The sequence below is a fragment of the Flexivirga sp. B27 genome (genome assembly GCF_052905685.1).
This window is the reverse complement of sequence record NZ_JBPYUM010000001.1, coordinates 62,289-80,738: the sequence shown is the minus strand read 5'-3', so window position 1 is coordinate 80,738 and position 18,450 is coordinate 62,289. Positions and strand designations below refer to the sequence as shown.

General features: G+C 68.5%; 12 protein-coding genes, 1 tRNA gene and 2 pseudogenes. 4 read left to right on the top strand and 11 right to left on the bottom strand.

Annotated features, from left to right (window positions below; genetic code table 11):
• Positions 1–113 precede the first annotated feature (113 nt).
• The 7 genes and pseudogenes from ACSZL9_RS00405 to ACSZL9_RS00375 form a co-directional block, all read right to left on the bottom strand.
• Positions 114–710: an ANTAR domain-containing response regulator gene (locus ACSZL9_RS00405; protein ID WP_446665089.1), complete on the bottom strand. Its 597-nt coding sequence runs from the start codon at positions 708–710 to the stop codon at positions 114–116.
• 160 nt (positions 711–870) lie between these two features.
• Positions 871–1,896 (bottom strand): DUF695 domain-containing protein, encoded by a 1,026-nt coding sequence (locus ACSZL9_RS00400; RefSeq protein WP_446663476.1) that lies wholly within the window; start codon positions 1,894–1,896, stop codon positions 871–873.
• Between the two features lie 42 nt (positions 1,897–1,938).
• Positions 1,939–2,670: an MgtC/SapB family protein gene (locus ACSZL9_RS00395; protein WP_446663475.1), complete on the bottom strand. Its 732-nt coding sequence runs from the start codon at positions 2,668–2,670 to the stop codon at positions 1,939–1,941.
• Positions 2,671–2,759: 89 nt separating this feature from the next.
• The gene (locus tag ACSZL9_RS00390) at positions 2,760–3,632 is read right to left on the bottom strand and encodes a cryptochrome/photolyase family protein (protein ID WP_446665088.1); all 873 of its coding nucleotides are present in this window, start codon (positions 3,630–3,632) and stop codon (positions 2,760–2,762) included.
• Between the two features lie 72 nt (positions 3,633–3,704).
• Positions 3,705–4,114, bottom strand: a pseudogene (locus ACSZL9_RS00385) (deoxyribodipyrimidine photo-lyase); the annotation flags it as partial.
• Positions 4,111–4,392, bottom strand: coding sequence for a PLD nuclease N-terminal domain-containing protein (locus tag ACSZL9_RS00380; protein WP_446663474.1), 282 nt, complete (start codon positions 4,390–4,392; stop codon positions 4,111–4,113). The pseudogene ACSZL9_RS00385 and the gene ACSZL9_RS00380, both read right to left, overlap by 4 nt.
• A 129-nt stretch (positions 4,393–4,521) precedes the next feature.
• Positions 4,522–4,607: transfer RNA gene (locus ACSZL9_RS00375), tRNA-Leu, on the bottom strand.
• A 114-nt stretch (positions 4,608–4,721) separates the two neighbouring features.
• Here ACSZL9_RS00375 and ACSZL9_RS00370 point away from each other — a divergent pair.
• Complete coding sequence (locus ACSZL9_RS00370; protein ID WP_446663473.1) at positions 4,722–5,063, top strand: VOC family protein; 342 nt, start codon at positions 4,722–4,724, stop codon at positions 5,061–5,063.
• 176 nt (positions 5,064–5,239) lie between these two features.
• A complete protein-coding gene (locus ACSZL9_RS00365; protein ID WP_446663472.1) occupies positions 5,240–5,728 on the top strand; it encodes an ATPase in 489 nt (162 codons plus the stop codon).
• Positions 5,729–5,733: 5 nt separating this feature from the next.
• Here the strand turns inward: ACSZL9_RS00365 and pyk are convergent, their stop codons facing one another.
• The 3 genes from pyk to gltB form a co-directional block, all read right to left on the bottom strand.
• A complete protein-coding gene (gene pyk, locus ACSZL9_RS00360; RefSeq protein WP_446663471.1) occupies positions 5,734–7,173 on the bottom strand; it encodes a pyruvate kinase in 1,440 nt (479 codons plus the stop codon).
• Positions 7,174–7,481: 308 nt separating this feature from the next.
• On the bottom strand, positions 7,482–8,942 hold the full coding sequence (locus ACSZL9_RS00355) for a glutamate synthase subunit beta (RefSeq protein WP_446663470.1): 1,461 nt from the start codon (positions 8,940–8,942) through the stop codon (positions 7,482–7,484).
• Positions 8,935–13,476 (bottom strand): glutamate synthase large subunit, encoded by a 4,542-nt coding sequence (gene gltB, locus ACSZL9_RS00350; protein ID WP_446663469.1) that lies wholly within the window; start codon positions 13,474–13,476, stop codon positions 8,935–8,937. Before gltB ends, ACSZL9_RS00355 begins: the two co-directional genes overlap by 8 nt.
• An 833-nt stretch (positions 13,477–14,309) precedes the next feature.
• On the opposite strand from gltB, the pseudogene ACSZL9_RS00345 reads away from it, so the two are divergent.
• A pseudogene (locus ACSZL9_RS00345) lies at positions 14,310–14,522 on the top strand (CatB-related O-acetyltransferase); the annotation flags it as partial.
• Between the two features lie 264 nt (positions 14,523–14,786).
• Here ACSZL9_RS00345 and ACSZL9_RS00340 read toward each other — a convergent pair.
• Positions 14,787–16,520, bottom strand: a complete 1,734-nt coding sequence (locus ACSZL9_RS00340) for a CDP-glycerol glycerophosphotransferase family protein (RefSeq protein ID WP_446663468.1) — start codon at positions 16,518–16,520, stop codon at positions 14,787–14,789.
• Positions 16,521–16,936: 416 nt separating this feature from the next.
• Here ACSZL9_RS00340 and ACSZL9_RS00335 point away from each other — a divergent pair, with 416 nt between their 5' ends.
• Entirely contained in the window at positions 16,937–18,370 is a 1,434-nt protein-coding gene (locus tag ACSZL9_RS00335) for an SDR family NAD(P)-dependent oxidoreductase (protein ID WP_446663467.1), read from the top strand.
• Positions 18,371–18,450: the final 80 nt, after the last annotated feature.

Sequence of the window (18,450 nt, the reverse complement as noted above, 5' to 3'; positions counted from 1 at the left end):
GCCACACGTGCACGCCGCAGACTACGCCTCACTGCGACCCTGTGCTCCCAGAGTGCACCGATCCACCTGAAGGTTCGCTGAGCGTACGTGCGCGACCGTCCAACTCTACCCAGTCAGTGGTCGGTGCGCTCACCTGCGGTCGGGTCGTCCGCCCCGCCCGCGATCACCGCGTCCGCCACCGCGCGCATGCCCAGGCGCCGGTCCATCGCGGTCTTCTGGATCCAGCGGAAAGCGCCCGGCTCGTCCAGTCCGAGCCGAGCCATCAGGATCCCCTTGGCACGGTCCATCCGCTTGCGGGTCTCCAGGCGGTCGCCAAGGTCGGCGACCTCACCCTCCAGCGCCTTGCGCTCGGTCCAGCGGGACCTGGCGATGACGATGGCAGGAGCCAGGTCGTCGATGGTGAACGGCTTGAGCACGTAGGCCATCACGCCCGCGTCGGACGCGCGCTCGACCAGCTCCTTGTCGGAGAACGCCGTGAGCATGAGCACCGGCGCGATCCCGGCGGCGCCGATCTCGTCGGCGGCGCTGATGCCGTCGAGCACCGGCATCTTGACGTCCATCACAACGAGGTCCGGCGTCAGCTCACGAGCCCTGTCCACGGCCTGTCGTCCGTCGCCGACCTCGGCCACGACGTCGTATCCCGCCTCACGCAGCATCTCGGCCAGGTCCAGGCGGATGATCGCCTCGTCCTCGGCGACGAGCACACGCATCGCGGTCTGTTGATTCGTCACGCCCATCAGCTAAGCACGCGGGCCGGTATGACGTGCGTCACCGCCTAGCCTCACCCCACGAAGTTTCTCCCCCGCTTCGCTCCTCCGAATACTTCGCGGGGACCCCGGCTCCTTCGTGAGAGCCATCCCGTGGACAGCTTCAGCCACGCAGATGCGCGACGCCGGACCAGCCCGGGTCCTGCTCCACGCTGACTTTGACGGTGCCGTCGGGCCAGCCGGTCACCGCGGCCTTGATCTGCTCGGCCGCGGGGGTGGCGCCATCGGCGTAGACGTGGACCAGGCAGAGTCCGCCGCTGCACTCGTGCGCGACGACCCGGCCCTGTTCCTCCAGCCGGTCGGTGACGTGGTCCTTGAGCAGCTCCAACTCACCGAGCGTCTCCGGGACCGGCAGCCCGTCCTCACCACGGTCGCGGTAGGGCACCGAGACCACGATGTGCTGGTCGAGCTGCGGGGCCGACGCAGCGGCCAGCGGCACCTGTGCACCGGCGATCACCGGTCCGCGAGGACCGCTGCCCTGCAAGGAGATCCAGCGCGGCTGCCCGTCGGCATCGGTGAACTCCTCCCGCAGGTCACGCACCACCGCCCGCAGCCCGGTCAGGCCGAAGCCGTCCAGCGGCGGTGTCGTCACCGGCTGCAGCTCGCCGATCCAGGTCTCGGTCATCTCCTCACCGAGCGCAGTGTCCAGCGAGACGAAGCAGACACCCAGGCGCTGGTCCTCGACGACCTCGGCCAGTTTCGGGTGATAGACCGTCACGTCGACCCGGCTGCCCGTGCGACGGACGCCGACCTGCACGGCGCCGAGGTCGAACTCGTGCCCGTCGAAGGTCAGGACCCGGCCGTCGAGGGTGGCGGCGGGCTGCCGGCTGTCGGCATACGACCAGACGAAGTCGGCCTCCGGCGCCGCGGCGAGCCAGCGGCGCGCGACCGCGCGCAGCTCGGGATCGCCGTCGGCGGTGACGACCAGCAGGTGCGCGGCCTCGGCGCCCGGTGCTATCTCCCAGGCCAGGCCCTCGTCGATGGCGTGGACCCGGGGGTCGAGCAGTCCGACGGTCCCGGACTCCGGATCGGCCATCGCCACCTGACCGGATCCCCCGCCGTTCCACCAGGACCAGAACGCCTCGATCGCGTCACCGCTCGTGTCGCGTCGCTTGCCGAAAAGTGCCATGCGGACCATCAAACACCAGACCTGTGCGGAGTCGTCGGGGTGCTAATCCTCGTCGCTGTCATCCCGGTCCACACGGAGCACGCCGTCGATGTGACCGAGCGCCGGCACGACCTGGTCCAACTCCCGGCCGGACAGCGTCATACCGACCGCGACGACGCCGGTCTCGTCCCAGTTGCCGTCGCCGAGCGGCCGGTGACCGCGCTCCACCGACAGCGACCCGATGACCCAGTGCCGCGCCGAGCAGGCGGTCAGGACGTCGCGCAGGATGCCACGCCCGTCGGCATACGTCACGAGGTAGCGGCGCTCGCCGTGCCCGCGATCGCCGAGCCAGACCGACAGCGGTGTGAAACCGAGCACCACTACGAAGTGCAGAAGCGTGACCAGCACTGCCAGTAAAGGCAATCCGGCACCGGCGGCCATTCCGATGGCCGCGGTCTCCCAGACCGCCGCCGCGGTCGTGAGACCGCGCACGGTGCCCCCGCGCGTGATGATCAGGCCCGCTCCGAGGAAGCCGATGCCGGAGACGATCTGTGCTGCGACACGGGAGGGGTCGAGGACGACGTTGTTGCCGAGCACGTCGCTGAAGCCGTACTTGCTCACCAGCAGGATCAGCGCCGAGGCGGTGCCGACGATCGTCTGAGTGCGCATGCCGGCGGCCTTGCCGCGCAGCTGCCGCTCCAGGCCGACGACCGCGGACAGCACGAATGCCAGCAGCAACTCCCAGACCTGCGTCCAGCTCTGGCCGTGCTCGGCACCGAGCATTTCGTGCAGCACGTCGGTAGCACCTCCTGACGGGTCGGCCCCACCAGCCTATTGCGGGACAGCAGCCGCCGAGGGCCGCCCCGGCGCCGTCCTGCGCAGTGTCAGCGCTCGCGGTAGCGCACGAGCGCCGCCTCGCGCTCGGCCGCGTGGTCGACGACGCGAGCGGGGTAGCCCTCGCGATATCCGTCGGCATGGCGCCACGGCTCATGCGCAGCCTTGCCAGGAAGGTGCCGCAGCTCGGGGATCCAGCGGCGGACGTAGTCACCCCCGGGATCGAACTTCTTGCCCTGGGTGACCGGGTTGAAGATCCGGAAGTAGGGCGCCGCGTCGGTGCCGGTGCCGGCCACCCACTGCCAGCCGTGGTTGTTCGACGCGATGTCGCCGTCGATGAGCCGATCGAGGAAGTGGCGGGCGCCGACCGGCCACCACACGTGCAAGTCCTTGGTGAGGAAGCTCGCGGTCACCATCCGGACCCGGTTGTGCATCCATCCGGTCGCGAGCAGCTGGCGCATGCCGGCGTCGACGAACGGGAAGCCGGTGCGACCCTGTTGCCATGCCTCGACCTCGGGGCCCGGCTCGTCGTACGGCATGTGCCCGAGTGCGTCGGTGAGGTCGTGCCAGGCACTGCGCGGCTGCCGCCACAGGACGTCGGCGTAGAACTCTCGCCAGGCCAGCTCGGAGACGAACGTGTCGCGGCCCGGCCCGATGTGCGCCGCCAGATCGGCGAGCAGGGTGCGCGGGTGGATCGCGCCGACCTTGAGGTAGGGACTCAACCCACTCGTGCCGGCCAGATCCGGCCGGTCCCGTGCGCTGTCGTAGTCGTCGAGCGTCTCGTCGACAAAGTCGCGCCAGCGCTGCAGGGCGGCCGGTTCCCCGGCCGCCGGAAGCTTCGGCAGGTCATCGGCCGCTCGGGCGTCCCGGAGCGCCGCGAGCGCCTGCTCGTCCGAGTCCGTCTCCTGCCAGGAGGGGTTCACCTGTCCGGCGGGGGCCGGTGCACCGTGCTCGGACCAGGCGCGGCGGTATGCCGTGAACACCTTGAACCCGGTGCCCGCTCTCGTGGTGAGCAGGCCGGGCCCGATCGCGTATGGCGTGCCGGTCTCGACCCAGCCGATGCCCTTGTCCTGCAACGCTTTCGCGATCTGCTGGTCGCGTCGGTGGCCGAACGGCGTGGTCTCCCGGGTGACGTGGACCGACGTCGCGCCGAGCGCTGAGCGACGCTCGGGATGACCTCCCGCGGATCGCCGTAGAGGACGGTGAGCCTGCCGTCATACGCCTCGACAGCCGCATCGACCGAAGCGGCCAGCCAGGCACGGCGTGCCTTCCCGCAGGAACCCCACAGCACCGGATCGAGCACGAACACGGCGGCGACGTCGTCGGTCGTGGCGTCCGCCGCCGACTGCAGCGCGGGCAGGTCCGCACGGCGCAGGTCGCGCCGCAGCCAGAGCAGTGTTGTCACCGGGGGTGCTGGTCGCGCATGTAACGCGACGCGTTGCGTGCACTGTCGACGGCCCGCTCGTCCGGAGTGGACCCGGTCACCTGGACCCCGCCGAGCTTCTCGAAGAGGACGTAGGCCAACGCACCGATGGGCGGCAGGATGATCACCGCAAGCGCCCACTGCCATTTCTGCAGCAGCAGGTCACGATCCGCACGGACGATGTCGACGAGGCAGTAGACGACCAGCAGCACGCCGAGGACGACCACGGGAAGCATCAACGGCCACGGAACGTCGGACATTATCGGAACCCCCTTCGTCGGCGGAGCAGCGCCGATGGGGTGAGTATGTCACTGGCCGAGACAGTGCGCAGCCTTTGCGCCGGGCGTTTCCGCGCGCAAAGGGTCAGCCGCGAGTCGCGAGGAGAAGGTTGGTGCCGGAGGCGGGATTTGAACCCGCACGCCCTTGCGAGCAAAGCATTTTGAGTGCTCCGTGTCTGCCGTTCCACCACTCCGGCAAGAGTGCTGGCACAGCATACGGGAGGGACCGGTCGTCGCTCCAATCGGCCACGTCCCGGCTGCGAGCCGCACGACTTGATCTCAAGTGAGCTTGAAGTGTCAGGGTCGCAAGCATGAACATCACCGGACTCGGTTGGACAGGAACCCGCACGGCGTCGGCCGCCGCGCTCGCCGATTTCTACACGCAGGTGCTCGGCCTGCCGCCCACCCGCCAGGAACCCGGCTTCTGGGTCTTCACGCTGCCCGACGGCCGCAACGTCGAGGTGTTCGGCGAGGACTATCCGGGCAAGGAGCACTTCACCACCGGACCCGTCCCCGGCTTCGCCGTCGACGACCTGCCGGCAGCGGTCGAGGAGTTGCGTGCCGCGGGCGTCGAGTTGCTGGGCGAGCCGGGCCCGACGTGGCAGCACTTCCGGGGTCCGGACGGCAACGTCTACGAGCTCGTGGCTGACTGACCCGCTCAGCTGCCGCTCGCCTATGTCGCACGACGTATGACGACGGCTCTGCAGGACAAATCAATCTGGACAAATCAGTCGGGACCGCTCAGTTTGCCGGCGCCGCATCGTCATACCACCGGGAGAGTCCCGGCCGCTGGTTGTCGGCGGCATACGCACACCGAGAAGGAACACCCATGACGATCCACGACAGCCTGACCGCAACCCTGATCATCGACTCCGCAGCCGACACGGTGTTCACGGTGTTGGCAGACCCGAGCACGCATGCGGCCGTCGACGGCACCGGCTGGGTGGTCGGCCCGGTCGACCCCGAGCCGCTGACGGCGGTCGGTCAGGTCTTCCGGATGAACCAATACTTCGATAATCCGGCGCTCCCGGACGGGAACTACCGGACCGCCAACACGGTCAACGTCCTCGACGAGCCCCGGGCGATCGGTTGGGAGCCCGGGCAGCAGCGCGCCGACGGCGGGGTCGATCGCGGCGGCTGGACCTGGCGCTACGACCTGGTCCCGGTCGACGGCAACCGCACCGAGGTCACGCTGACCTACGACTGGTCACAAGTGTCGCCCGAACTCCGCACGATGATCGCCTTTCCCGCGGCTGACCTCGCGCACCTGCAGAACTCGCTGCAACACCTCGCCGACCTCGCAACCGGCAAGGGCTGAACAGCTCAGTGGTATGCCGGGGCCGTCTTGTTGCGGGCGTCGCCCATCCGGTGCACACGCAGCGCGTTCGTCGAGCCCGGGATCCCGGGCGGGGAACCGGCCACGATCACCACGAGGTCGCCCTCCTCGGCGCGCCCCTCCCCGAGCAGCGTCTCGTCGACCTGCATGGCCATCTGGTCGGTGTGCTTGACCTGCGGCACCAAGTAGGTCTCGACGCCCCACACCATCGCAAGCTGGGACCGCGTCGACTGCTCCGGTGTGAAGGCCAGCATCGGGCGGGCGCTGCGAATGCGCGACATACGCTTCGCCGAGTCGCCGGACTCGGTGAAGGTCACCAGGTAACGCACGCCGAGCAGGTCACCGACCTCGGCAGCGGCCGCGGTGACGGCGCCGCCCTTGGTGTGCGGACGGGTGCCGAGCGGTGGCACCCGGTCCAGACCGTGCTCCTCGGTGCTGTCGATGATGCGAGCCATCGTCTGCACCGCCTCGATCGGCCACGCGCCGACGCTCGTCTCCCCGGACAGCATGATCGCGTCCGCGCCGTCGAGCACGGCGTTGGCGCAGTCGCTGGCCTCGGCGCGGGTCGGTCGGGAGTTCTCGATCATCGACTCCAGCACCTGGGTCGCGACGATCACCGGCTTGGCATTGCGGCGGCAGATCTCGATGGCGCGCTTCTGCACCAGCGGGACCTCCTCCAGCGGCAGCTCCACGCCGAGGTCGCCGCGAGCGACCATCACACCGTCGAACGCATCGATGATCGCCTCGAGATTGTCGACCGCTTGGGGCTTTTCGACCTTCGCGATCACCGGGACGCGACGTCCCTCCTCGTCCATGATGTCGTGCGCACGTTGTATGTCGGCGGCATCGCGCACGAAGGACAACGCGACAACGTCGGCGCCGAGCTTGAGCGCCCAGCGCAGGTCCGTCTCGTCCTTCTCCGACAGTGCCGGCACGCTGACCGCGACACCCGGCAGGTTGATGCCCTTGTGATCCGATACCTGGCCACCTTCGACGACCTCGGCGTGGACGTCGGTCGCGGTCACCTCCGTCGCACGCAGACAGACCTTGCCGTCGTCGATGAGCAACAGGTCACCGGCGCGGACATCGCCCGGTAAACCCTTGTAAGTAGTGGAAACTCGGCTCTGGTCACCCTCGATGTCATCAACGGTGATCGTGAAGGGGTCGCCGTTGTTCAGGACGACCGGGCCGTTCGCGAACGTGCCGGTGCGGATCTTCGGGCCCTGCAGGTCGCACACGACACAGACGGCACGACCCGACTCGTCCGACGCGGTCCGGATCGCCCGGTAGACCTGCTCGTGGTCGGCATGTGCGCCGTGCGAGAGGTTCAGCCGTGCAACGTCCATGCCCGCGTCGACCAACGCCCGTACGTTTTCCGGGGCGGCAGTTGCAGGTCCAAGGGTGCACACAATTTTCGCTCGACGCATGCCCTCAACCCTAGTGAGCCGGACCCCGGATCGACGCATCGTCAGGCCGTCCGTCCGACATACGAATAAGTAACTTGTGGCGGTCGCGTCCCGAGCACGCATCGCGCCCCTGGTCAGGCCCGGGTCACACCCCACGAATAACTCGCGACAGTCGCGACATACTCGCTCGAAATCGCCACACCGGACGACAAACTCGCGACCGTCGCGAGTTACTCGCCCTGAAATGGTTCTCGGGGCGAATAACTCGCGACAGTAGGCAGTTGTGTTGAGCCGTCGTGCCAAGCCCGGGTCACGCCAAGCCCTGAACCTCAGACCGCGATCGGGCGGTCCGTCGGTGCGATCGGCGCCGGCAGGTCGGAGTGGCCGCCGGACAGGAACGCGTCGACCCCGTGCGCGGCGGCACGACCTTCGGCGATCGCCCAGACGATGAGCGACTGGCCACGACCCGCGTCGCCGGCGACGAAGACACCCGGCACCGACGACATGAAGTTGTCATCGCGGCGCACGTTGGACCGCTCGTCCAGCTCGACACCGAGGTCGGCCACCAGCGACTCGGTCAACGGGCCGAGGAAGCCCATCGCGAGAAGCACGAGGTCGGCCTCGATCTCGCGCTCGGTGCCCTCGACTTCCTCGAATCCCTTGTCGCCGGAACGAACTTCGGCCACCCGCAGCGCGCGCACCTTGCCGGTGCCGTCATCGATCGCCTGCTTGGTGCTGATCGCGTAGACGCGCTCGCCACCTTCCTCGTGCGCACTGGCGACGCGGAAGATCATCGGGTATGTCGGCCACGGGTGCGCGGCCGAGCGCTCCTCGCCGGGGCGCGGCATGATCTCCAGCGAGGTCACCGACTTCGCACCCTGCCGGTGCGAGGTGCCGATGCAGTCGGCGCCGGTGTCCCCGCCGCCGATCACGACGACGTGCTTGCCTTCGGCGGTGATCTGGTCCTCGACCTCCTCACCGAGCGCCACCCGGTTGGCCGGCGGCAGGAAGTCCATCGCCTGCACGAAGCCGTCCAGCTCGCGGCCGTCGACCGGCAGATCGCGGGGCACCGTCGAGCCGATGGCGACGACGACGGCGTCATACCGTGAGCGCAACTGTGCCCAGGTGATGTCGGTGCCGATGTCGGTGTTGCACCGGAAGCGGGTGCCCTCGGCCGTCATCTGCTCGATGCGGCGGTCGACGATCGACTTCTCCATCTTGAACTCAGGGATGCCATACCGCAGCAATCCGCCTGGCTTGTCAGCGCGTTCGAAGACGGCGACCGTGTGGCCGGCCCGGGTCAGCTGCTGTGCCGCGGCCAGCCCGGCGGGGCCGGAGCCGACGACCGCGACGGTCCGCCCGGTCAGCCGCTCCGGCGGCTGCGGCTCGACCGTGCCCTGCTCGAACGCCTGCTCCACCGTGGTCAGCTCAACCTGCTTGATGGTGACCGCCGGCTGGCTGATGCCGAGCACGCATGCCGTCTCGCACGGCGCGGGGCACAGCCGACCGGTGAACTCCGGGAAGTTGTTCGTCGCGTGCAACCGCTCGATCGCATCCGGCCAATCCCCGTGCCACGCAAGGGTGTTCCACTCCGGGATCAGATTCCCCAGCGGGCAGCCCTGGTGGCAGAACGGTATGCCGCAGTCCATGCACCGCCCTGCCTGCTGCTGCAGGTCGGACAGTTGCTGCTCCTCGTAGACCTCTTTCCAGTCCTTGATCCGGACCGGGACGGGACGACGCTCCGGGAGGCTGCGCTCCCGCACCTTCAGAAAACCGCGTGGGTCAGCCACGGGACACCTCCATGATCCGCTCCCAGACGACGTCGCCGTCCGGATCGAGCCCTTCCTCCGTTGCCTTCGCTCGCACGTCGAGCACCTGCTGGAAGGCGCGCGGCAGCACCAGCGAGAACCGCTCGGCACTGACCGGCCACTGCGCCAAGAGCTTTGCGGCAACGGGTGATTCGGTCCATTCCTGATGTTTCTCGAGCAGGTCGTGGACGACCTGCAGATCTTCCTCGCGCAATGCCCGGACGTCGACCAACTCCGGGTTCACCAGTTGCTCGTCCAGGTCGAGCACGTAGGCGACACCACCGGACATGCCGGCGCCGAGGTTGCGGCCGGTCGAGCCGAGAATGAGGACGGTTCCGCCGGTCATGTATTCCAGGCCATGGTCGCCCACACCCTCTACGACCGCCGTGGCGCCGGAGTTGCGCACGCAGAACCGCTCCCCCACAACACCGCGCAGGAAGATCTCGCCGGAGGTGGCGCCATACCCGATCACGTTGCCCGCGACGACGTTCTGCTCCGCGACCAAGGACGCGTCACGCAGCGGTCGGACGACCACCCGTCCGCCCGAAAGTCCCTTGCCGACATAGTCGTTCGCCTCACCGAAGAGACGCAGCGTGATGCCGACCGGCAGGAACGCACCGAGCGACTGCCCGGCTGCTCCGGTCAGGGTCACGTCGATGGTCTGGTCCGGCAGACCCTCCGGGTAGCGCTTGGTCACCTCGTGGCCGAGCATGGTGCCGACCGTGCGGTTGACATTGGCGACCGGCAGGTCGAGGCGCACCGGCTGCTTGTCCTCCAGCGCGTCGTGACTCATCGTGATCAGCTGCTGGTCCAGCGCCTTGGTCAGCCCGTGGTCCTGCGGTATGACGTGCCGACGCGACGTGCCCTCCGGCAGGTCCACGTCCGCAAGGATCGGTGACAGGTCGAGCCCGGCGGCCTTCCAGTGGTCGACCGCACGCTCGGTGTCCAACTGCCCGACCTGGCCGATCGCTTCGTCCAAGGTGCGGAAACCCAACTGCGCCAGCAGTTCTCGCACTTCCTCGGCGATGTACTCGAAGAACGTCTCCACGAACTCCGGCTTGCCGGAGTAGCGGGAGCGAAGCTCCGGGTTCTGGGTCGCGATGCCGACCGGGCAGGTGTCGAGGTGACAGACGCGCATCATGATGCAACCGCTGACGACCAACGGAGCGCTGGCGAAGCAGTACTCCTCCGCGCCCAGCAGCGCAGCGATCATCACATCGCGGCCGGTCTTGAGCTGGCCGTCGGTCTGCACGACGATCCGGTCGCGCAGCCCGTTGAGCAGCAGCGTCTGCTGGGTCTCGGCCAGGCCGAGCTCCCACGGGCCCCCGGCATGCTTCAGCGAGGTCAGCGGTGCGGCACCGGTGCCGCCGTCGTGTCCGGAGACGAGCACGACGTCGGCGTGTGCCTTGGACACACCGGCGGCGACCGTGCCGACACCGACCTCGGAGACGAGCTTGACGTGAATGCGCGCCGACGGGTTGGCGTTCTTCAGGTCGTGGATCAGCTGCGCCAGATCCTCGATCGAGTAGATGTCGTGGTGCGGCGGCGGCGAGATGAGCCCGACGCCGGGGGTCGAGTGCCGAGTGGTGGCCACCCACGGATAGACCTTGTGGCCGGGCAACTGCCCGCCCTCCCCTGGCTTCGCACCCTGCGCCATCTTGATCTGGATGTCGTCCGCGCCGGTCAGGTAGACCGACGTGACGCCGAACCGGCCGGACGCGACCTGCTTGATCGCCGAGCGTCGCTCGGGGTCGAGCAGCCGGTCCAGGTCCTCGCCGCCCTCGCCGGTGTTGGATCGGCCGCCGAGACGGTTCATCGCGATCGCGAGGGTCTCGTGCGCTTCCTTGCTGATCGAGCCGTAGCTCATCGCGCCGGTCGAGAACCGCTTGACGATCTCGCTGACCGGCTCGACCTCCTCGATCGGGATGCTCGGGCGGCTCTGCTTGAAGGAGAACAGTCCTCGCAGGGTCATCAGGCGTTCGGACTGGTCGTCGACCCGCTGCGTGTACTTCTTGAAGATGTCGTAGCGGCGCGAGCGCGTCGAGTGCTGCAGCCGGAAGACCGTCTCGGGATCGAACAGGTGCGGCTCGCCCTCACGGCGCCACTGGTACTCGCCGCCGGTCTCCAGCGTCCGGTGCGACTGCTGCAGGCCGTTCTTGGGGTAGGCCGTCTGGTGCCGCTGCGCGATCTCCTGGGCGATCTCCTCCAGCCCGATGCCGCCGATCCGCGACACGGTGCCGGTGAAGTATTCGTCGATCAGGTCCTGCGAGAGGCCGAGCGCCTCGAAGACCTGGGCGCCGCGGTATGACGCCACGGTCGAGATGCCCATCTTGGACATCACCTTCAGCACACCCTTGCCGAGGGCCTTGATGAGGTTCTTGACGGCCTGCTCCGGAGTGACGCCCTCGATGGCACCGCGCCGGACCAGGTCCTCCACGGACTCCATTGCCAGATAAGGGTTCACGGCGGCGGCGCCATACCCGATGAGCAGCGCGACGTGGTGCACCTCGCGCACGTCGCCGGCCTCGACGAGCAGGCCGACCTGGGTGCGGGTGCGCTCCCGGACCAGGTGGTGGTGCACCGCGGCGGTCAGCAGCAGGGACGGGATCGGGGCGAACGCCGCGGTGCTCTCGCGGTCGGAGAGCACGACGAAACGGTGCCCGTCGGCGATCGCCTGCGACACCTCGGCGCAGATGCCCTTCAGCCGTGCCCGCAGGGCACTGGTGCCACCGGCGACGCGGTAGGTGCCGCGGATGACGTAGGTCTGATAGCCCGGGAAGTCGCCGCTGTTGTTGAGGTTGACCAGCTTTGCCAGCTCGTCGTTGTCGATGACCGGGAAGTCCAGCTCGACCTGTCGCGCATGCTGCGGGCCGACCTCGAAGGCGTTGTGCTCCGGGCCCATCAGTGTCCCGAGCGAGGTCACCAACTGCTCCCGGATCGCGTCCAGCGGTGGGTTGGTCACCTGCGCGAAGAGCTGACTGAAGTAGTCGAACAGCAGCCGCGGCCGTTCGGACAGCACCGCGACCGGGGTGTCCGTGCCCATCGAGCCCAGTGCCTCGGCGGCGGAGGCCGCCATCGGCGTCAGCAGGATCCGCAGCTCCTCGTGGGTGTAGCCGAAGGTCTGCTGGCGACGAACGACGGAAGCCGGTGTGTGCCAGACGTGTTCGCGCTCGGGGCGCTCGGACAGCTTGATGATGCCGGCGTGCAGCCACTCCTGGTAGGGATGCTCGGCAGCGAGGTCGCGCTTGATCTCGTCGTCACTGATGATCCGGCCCTGTGCTGTGTCGACCAGGAACATCCGGCCCGGCTGCAACCGGCCCTTGCGGACCACGTGTGCCGGGTCCAGGTCGAGGACTCCCGCCTCGGAAGCCAACACGACGAGCCCGTCGTCGGTGACGGCATACCGTCCCGGCCGCAGCCCGTTGCGGTCCAGCACCGCACCGACGAGGGTGCCGTCGGTGAACGCGACACAGGCCGGGCCGTCCCAGGGCTCCATGATCGCCGAGTGGTACTCGTAGAACGCCCGCCGTGCGGGGTCCATCGTCTCGTGGTTCTCCCACGCCTCCGGGATCATCATCAGCACGGCGTGCGGCAGGCTGCGGCCGCCCAGGTGCAGCAGCTCCAGCACCTCGTCGAAGCTGGCCGAGTCGGAGCCGGAGTCGGTGCACACCGGGAACAACCTGTTGATCTCGCCGCCGAAAGCATCACTGGCCAAAGTGGATTCGCGAGCACGCATCCAGTTGCGGTTGCCGCGCACGGTGTTGATCTCACCGTTGTGCGCGATCATCCGGTAGGGGTGCGACAACGGCCAGGACGGGAAGGTGTTGGTCGAGAAGCGGGAGTGCACCAGCGCCAGCTCGCTGGCGAACCGACGGTCGGACAGGTCCGGGTAGAACGGCTCCAGCTGCCCGGTGGTCAGCATCCCCTTGTAGACGATGGTCCGGCTGGAGAACGACGGGAAGTAAACGTCCCGCTCTGCCTCGATCCGCTTGCGCAGCGCATAGGCCTTGCGGTCCAGGTCGATGCCGGACAGGCTGCCCTCCGCGGCCGTGACGAAGGCCTGGCGGAAGACCGGCATCACCTCACGGGCGGACACGCCCACCAGGGTCGGGTCGGTCGGCACGTCACGCCAGCCGACCACCCGCAGGCCCTCCTCACCGGCGATCTGCGCGAAGCGCTCACCGATGTACCACTGCTCGTCCGGGTCGGTCGGCAGGAACGCGATGCCCACGGCATACGTGCCCTTGGCCGGGAGGTCGAAGTCGCAGACCGCGCGGAAGAACTCGTCCGGGACCTGGGTGAGTATGCCGGCGCCGTCGCCGACCGCCGGGTCCGCGCCCGTGGCGCCACGGTGCTCGAGATTGCGCAGCGCCGTCAGCGCGTGATCGACGATGTCGTGCCCGGCCGTGCCGCGCATCGTGGCGACCATCGCCACACCGCACGCATCGTGCTCGTTCGCCGGGTTGTAGAGACCTTGCGCCCCGGGGGCCGCAGAAAAACCGCTGTGCGTCGTCACCAAACCACCGTCCAGTCGTCGCGGAAGCGACGCGTGGTGCGGGCGTCGCTATGTGGGAACGTGTCCGAAAACCATCTGAGGCTTTCGGGAACCCCTCGTGGACGACGCTGGCCAAGGAGGCGGACATAGTTTAGCGGCAGGACGACGTGCCCACCAAGTGGACTGCCAGTCCTGGCATGCGAGACGCCTAAACTGCCGCTGTAGAGTCGCCGCACTTGCCCCTGACCCTCCAGACCGCGCGATGAGGTGTGCCCTCCCACATGAACAATTTCCGCTCGAACGTCCGACGTGCTGTGGGCTCCCGGGTCGTCCGCCCGATCCGCTCCGCGGGCAGGCGAGTCCTCGGTGAGGCCACGCCCTCGGCTGCAGCGTCGACCTCGACAGCAGCATCCACATCATCATCGGCGCCCGCCGCGGGCGCCAAGCCGGCCAAGAAGAAGAACCCGTGGATCGGCCTGCGTGAGCACGGCCTGCGGATCCAGCCCGGGCTCGGCTTCTTCGGCTCCGGACCGGGCCGGATCAAGGTGCGTTTCGAGCCGCCGGCACAGCTGAACAACGCAAGCATGCACGTCTACCGGGACATCGCGATCGGTCGCTATTCGTTCCTGCGCGGCGGCCGCTTCCGCTACATCGACACCATCGGGCGCTACACCAGCATCGGACCCGACGTGACGATCGGTGAGGGCGAGCACCCGGTCACCTGGCTGACCAGCTCACCGGCGGTGCACGACGCGAAGCGTTACCGCTACTACCCGCCGGAGGCGGACTCGGGCCCGCGCACCATCAAGCGGACCGCCGACAACATCGACCCCATGACCATGCAGAACGCCGCGATCGGCAACGACGTCTGGATCGGTGCCAACGTGATGATCCGCCGCGGCGTCACCATCGGCGACGGCGCGATCGTGGCCGCCGGTGCGTTCGTCAACAAGGACGTCCCGCCATACACCATCGTCGGTGGCCTGCCCGCGAAGGTGATCGGGAAGCGCTTCTCCGACGAGATCATCGAGCGGCTGCTCGCACTGAAGTGGTGGGAGTTCGACGTCAGCGACCTCGCCGGTGTTGCGTTCGACGACATCGAGAAGGCGATCGAGCAGATCACCGAGCGCGAGCGCGCCGGCGAGATCACCCGCGTCCCCGTCTCGTATGACGAGGTCGAGATCGACAGGTCCGGTTATCGGTCGCTCACCGTCCACCCGCTCAATGCCCAACGGGCCGAGGAGCGGATGGCCAAGCTGGGGAAGAAGCCGAAGAAGGGCAAGTAGCCGCAGCCCGAGTCGGGCGCAGTATGACGCGGACCAGCCCGGGGCTCAGTCGGTCTCGGCCGGCGCCTCCTGCGGCACCACCGGCGTCTCCTCCGGCACCGGCCACACCGGCACGGCGGGCGGCCAGGGCGCGTGCGACACCGCGGCGGCTGCCGTCAGGAAGCCCTCCTCGTAGGTCTCGTCGGGGAAGTCGCCGAGGTAGTAGGCGCGCTTCGCCCGGCGGACCGGGCCCATCGGGTCGTCGGTCGCCGACGCGACCAGCGCCGCGCCGACCTGCTCCCGCGAGCCGTCCACGACATACGTCGCCGAAGCCAGCGGGAACTCCTCGATGAACTGCTCGATGTCCTGCTCGGGGTTGGCCAGCAGGATCGGCTTCTCGGAGTAGAGGTAGTCGGCGACCACACTGGAAACGTCGGCGATCATCAGGTCGGAGGCGTTGAAGCACTCCTCCATCGACATCTCCTGCTGGGCGGCCGCCCCGAAGACGTGCTCACGACCGGTGCGTGCGGCGTCCGCCGCCAGCAGCTCCCTCGCCTGCTCGGCGATCCGCCGGAACTCCGGGTCGCGGTCGTTGTAGGGGTGCTGACGGAAGATCACCCGGCAGCCGTGCGACAGTGCCTCGCCGATGATGTCCAGGGCCCGCGGGATCGAGCTGTATGCCGCGTCCTCGTGGAAACCCTTCCAGGTGGGCGCGTAGAGCAACGTGGAGTCGGCGAGGTCCAGCGTCTCGGTGTCGCGACGGTCGATGCCCACGACCTGCGGACGCCCGACGATCTCGAACTTCTCGTCGGGGATGTAGACGCCGTGAGCGGCATACCGGTCGATGCCGGCCTGCCCGGCGACGAAGACCTTGTCGAACATCGCGGTGACCGGGCTGTAGCTGGGTGCCTTGTCACTGTCGCCGTGCAGCAACTGGATGTGGGTCAGCTCGCTGTAGCGCACGAAGTGCGAGTTGCGGGCGGCATTGTTGACGTAGAACGCGGCGCGCAGGCTGTCGGTGCGGTTGCGCTCGACCGAGGCCATCGACGGGCAGTGCAGCACCGGGACGTCCTCGGCGACACTGACGGCCTGGGCGAAGCTGCGCCGGTCGCGGACCATCACGTAGAACGGCACGCCGACACGTTTCAGGTGCGGGATCCACATCCCGATCTGCAGCTGGGAGTTGCGCGGGGCATCCCAGTAGAGAACGAACGCGGGGTTGAGCTCCGTCAGCACCTCCGGCAGGATCTGCTGAGCTCGCCGTGACGCGGCTCGCCGAGCCACCGCGTCGGCCAGGATGAAGCAGGCCACAGCAGCCACGAGCAGCGACGCGAGCAACCACCACAGCCCGTTGACGTGGAAGTAGCCCAGCACGATCAGCGCCAACGGCAGGAGCAGCATCGCCCGCCCGTAGGCGCGCACCGTCCACGGCTTCTTCGGCCGCAGGTGCAGTTGCTCCATGTTGGCTGCGCGGGTGCCGGTGTATCCGTGGGCTCGGCGCACGAACGACTCGCTGCGCACCATCAGCACCAGGACCGCGATCGCGGTCCACGCCGCCCACATGACACCCACGGCGTGCTCGATGATCAGGCCCGCAGGTGCGAGCGCCAGCAGGACACGTGCGATCAGGTGGTTGCCCAGGTGACGGCCCCGCCACATCTTGCGGCACTGCCACACGAAGGCGAGGTAGCCGACAGCCCAGATGACCACACCGACGTCCCTGCTCCCGGACAACAGCACCAGGGTGGCGACCAGGGCGAGAACGACGATCCCGAGGTTGCGGACTTCACGCTTGAGCACGGCGGCCCTCCCCCTCTGCGCGGTGCGCGGTCACGAGCAGGGTCACGGGAAGGGGCGCCCGAGGGGGCACGGGGGCGTCTGGCACGCTTTTGGTCTCCGACAACTTTTCAGGGGACGGGCACCCCGGTGGCACACCGGTGATTGGGCCGGCGATCCGAGGTTCGGCCGCGTCGAGGTGGGGCTCGGTATTCGGCTGAATGCTATCGAAGAGCTCCCGCGGCACCGGGACTCGACCGCTGACGGATGCGTCACACCCCCGACAGACCCCCGACGCGCCCCCGACATCGGCGGCTCACCCGACCGTTACCCGGCCATGCTGGGAAAACGTTGATACCGTGCGACCCGTCACACACGCAGGACGCGGCTGTCGGGTTCACGTCACGAGCCCCCGCTGACCGCGCAGGGAGGATCTCGGGATGGGCAAGAAGAACGTCGGCGTCGTGCTCGCGGGCGGCATCGGTGCGAGGGTCGGCCTCGGCCTGCCCAAGCAGCTGATCAAGATCGCCGGAAAGGAAATCATCGACCACACCCTCGGTGTGCTCGAGACCCACCCCGGCATCGACGAGATCATCGTGATGATGACGCCCGGCTTCCTCGACGACGTTCGCCGGATGGTGCGCAACAGCGGCTACACCAAGGTCACCAAGATCCTAGAGGGTGGCGCCACCCGGAACGAAACCACCAAGCTCGCGCTGGCTGCCGTCGAGGACGACGAGTCCCGGCTGATCCTGCACGACGCGGTCCGTCCGCTGCTGTCCCCCCAGGTGGTCGACCGGGTGCTCGCAGCGCTGGACGAGCACGACGCCGTCGACGTCGCCATACCCTCCCCCGACACGATCATCGAGGTCACCGCCACCGACGGCGTCGAGCGCATCGTCGACGTGCCCGACCGCAGTCGGCTACGCCGCGGGCAGACCCCGCAGGCGTTCCGGAAGTCGACGCTCGCCGCGGCATACGAACGTGCCGACCAGGACCCGCAGTTCGCCGCCACCGACGACTGCAGCGTGGTGCTCCGCTACACCCCGGAGGTCCCGATCGCCGTCGTCGCGGGCGAAGAATGGAACATGAAGGTCACCGAGCCGATCGATATCTTCCTGTCCGAGAAGCTCTTTCAGCTGCGGTCGGACTCGCGCCGCGCCAACCTCACCGACGAGCAGCTGCGCGCGGGTCTCGACGGACGTGTTCTGGTGGTGTTCGGCGGTTCCTACGGCATCGGCAAGGCGATCTGCAAGCTGGCCCGCTCCTACGGCTGCACGGTCAAGTCGTTCTCCCGGTCGGAGACCAACACGCACGTGCAGCGTCGCTCCGACCTGGCCGCGGCCCGCGACGAGGTGCTGCTCAAGCACGACCGGATCGACTTCGTGGTCAACACTTCCGGCATCCTCAACGTGGGCCCGCTGAGCGAGACCACCGAGGAGGAGGTGTATGCCGCCACCGAGGTGAACTACACCGCGCCCGTCTTCATCGCCCAGGAGTTCCAGGAGCCGCTGGCGCAGACCCGCGGGTCGCTGCTGCTCTTCACCTCCAGCTCCTACACGCGCGGCCGCGCCGGCTACGCGCTCTACAGCTCCGCCAAGGCCGCCACGGTCAACCTCACCCAGGCGCTGGCCGACGAGTGGTCCGAGCTGGGTGTCCGGGTCAACTGCGTCAACCCGCAGCGGACCGCGACCCCGATGCGCACTGCTGCCTTCGGCGAGGAGGACCCGGCGTCGCTGCTGACTGCCGGCCAGGTCGCCACGGCCGCTCTGGAGACGCTGCTGAGCAACCGCACCGGTGACGTCGTCGACGTGCGTCAGCAGGACCCGACCGCCACCGCTGCGGCGATCATGTCGGTGATGCAGGGCGAGTGACCGCCTGCGCCCACGGCGCACCACCGAGACTCACGCGAGACACGAAAACTGAGAAGAGGCCGCCCGCTTCGAGCGGGCGG

Coding starts and splice junctions, on each gene's coding strand:
- ACSZL9_RS00405 (WP_446665089.1), bottom strand. CDS start 710: ATGCGTGTGCTCGTCGCCGAGGACGAGGCGATCATCCGCCTGGACCTG.
- ACSZL9_RS00400 (WP_446663476.1), bottom strand. CDS start 1,896: ATGGCACTTTTCGGCAAGCGACGCGACACGAGCGGTGACGCGATCGAG.
- ACSZL9_RS00380 (WP_446663474.1), bottom strand. CDS start 4,392: ATGTCCGACGTTCCGTGGCCGTTGATGCTTCCCGTGGTCGTCCTCGGC.
- ACSZL9_RS00370 (WP_446663473.1), top strand. CDS start 4,722: ATGAACATCACCGGACTCGGTTGGACAGGAACCCGCACGGCGTCGGCC.
- ACSZL9_RS00365 (WP_446663472.1), top strand. CDS start 5,240: ATGACGATCCACGACAGCCTGACCGCAACCCTGATCATCGACTCCGCA.
- pyk (WP_446663471.1), bottom strand. CDS start 7,173: ATGCGTCGAGCGAAAATTGTGTGCACCCTTGGACCTGCAACTGCCGCC.
- ACSZL9_RS00335 (WP_446663467.1), top strand. CDS start 16,937: ATGGGCAAGAAGAACGTCGGCGTCGTGCTCGCGGGCGGCATCGGTGCG.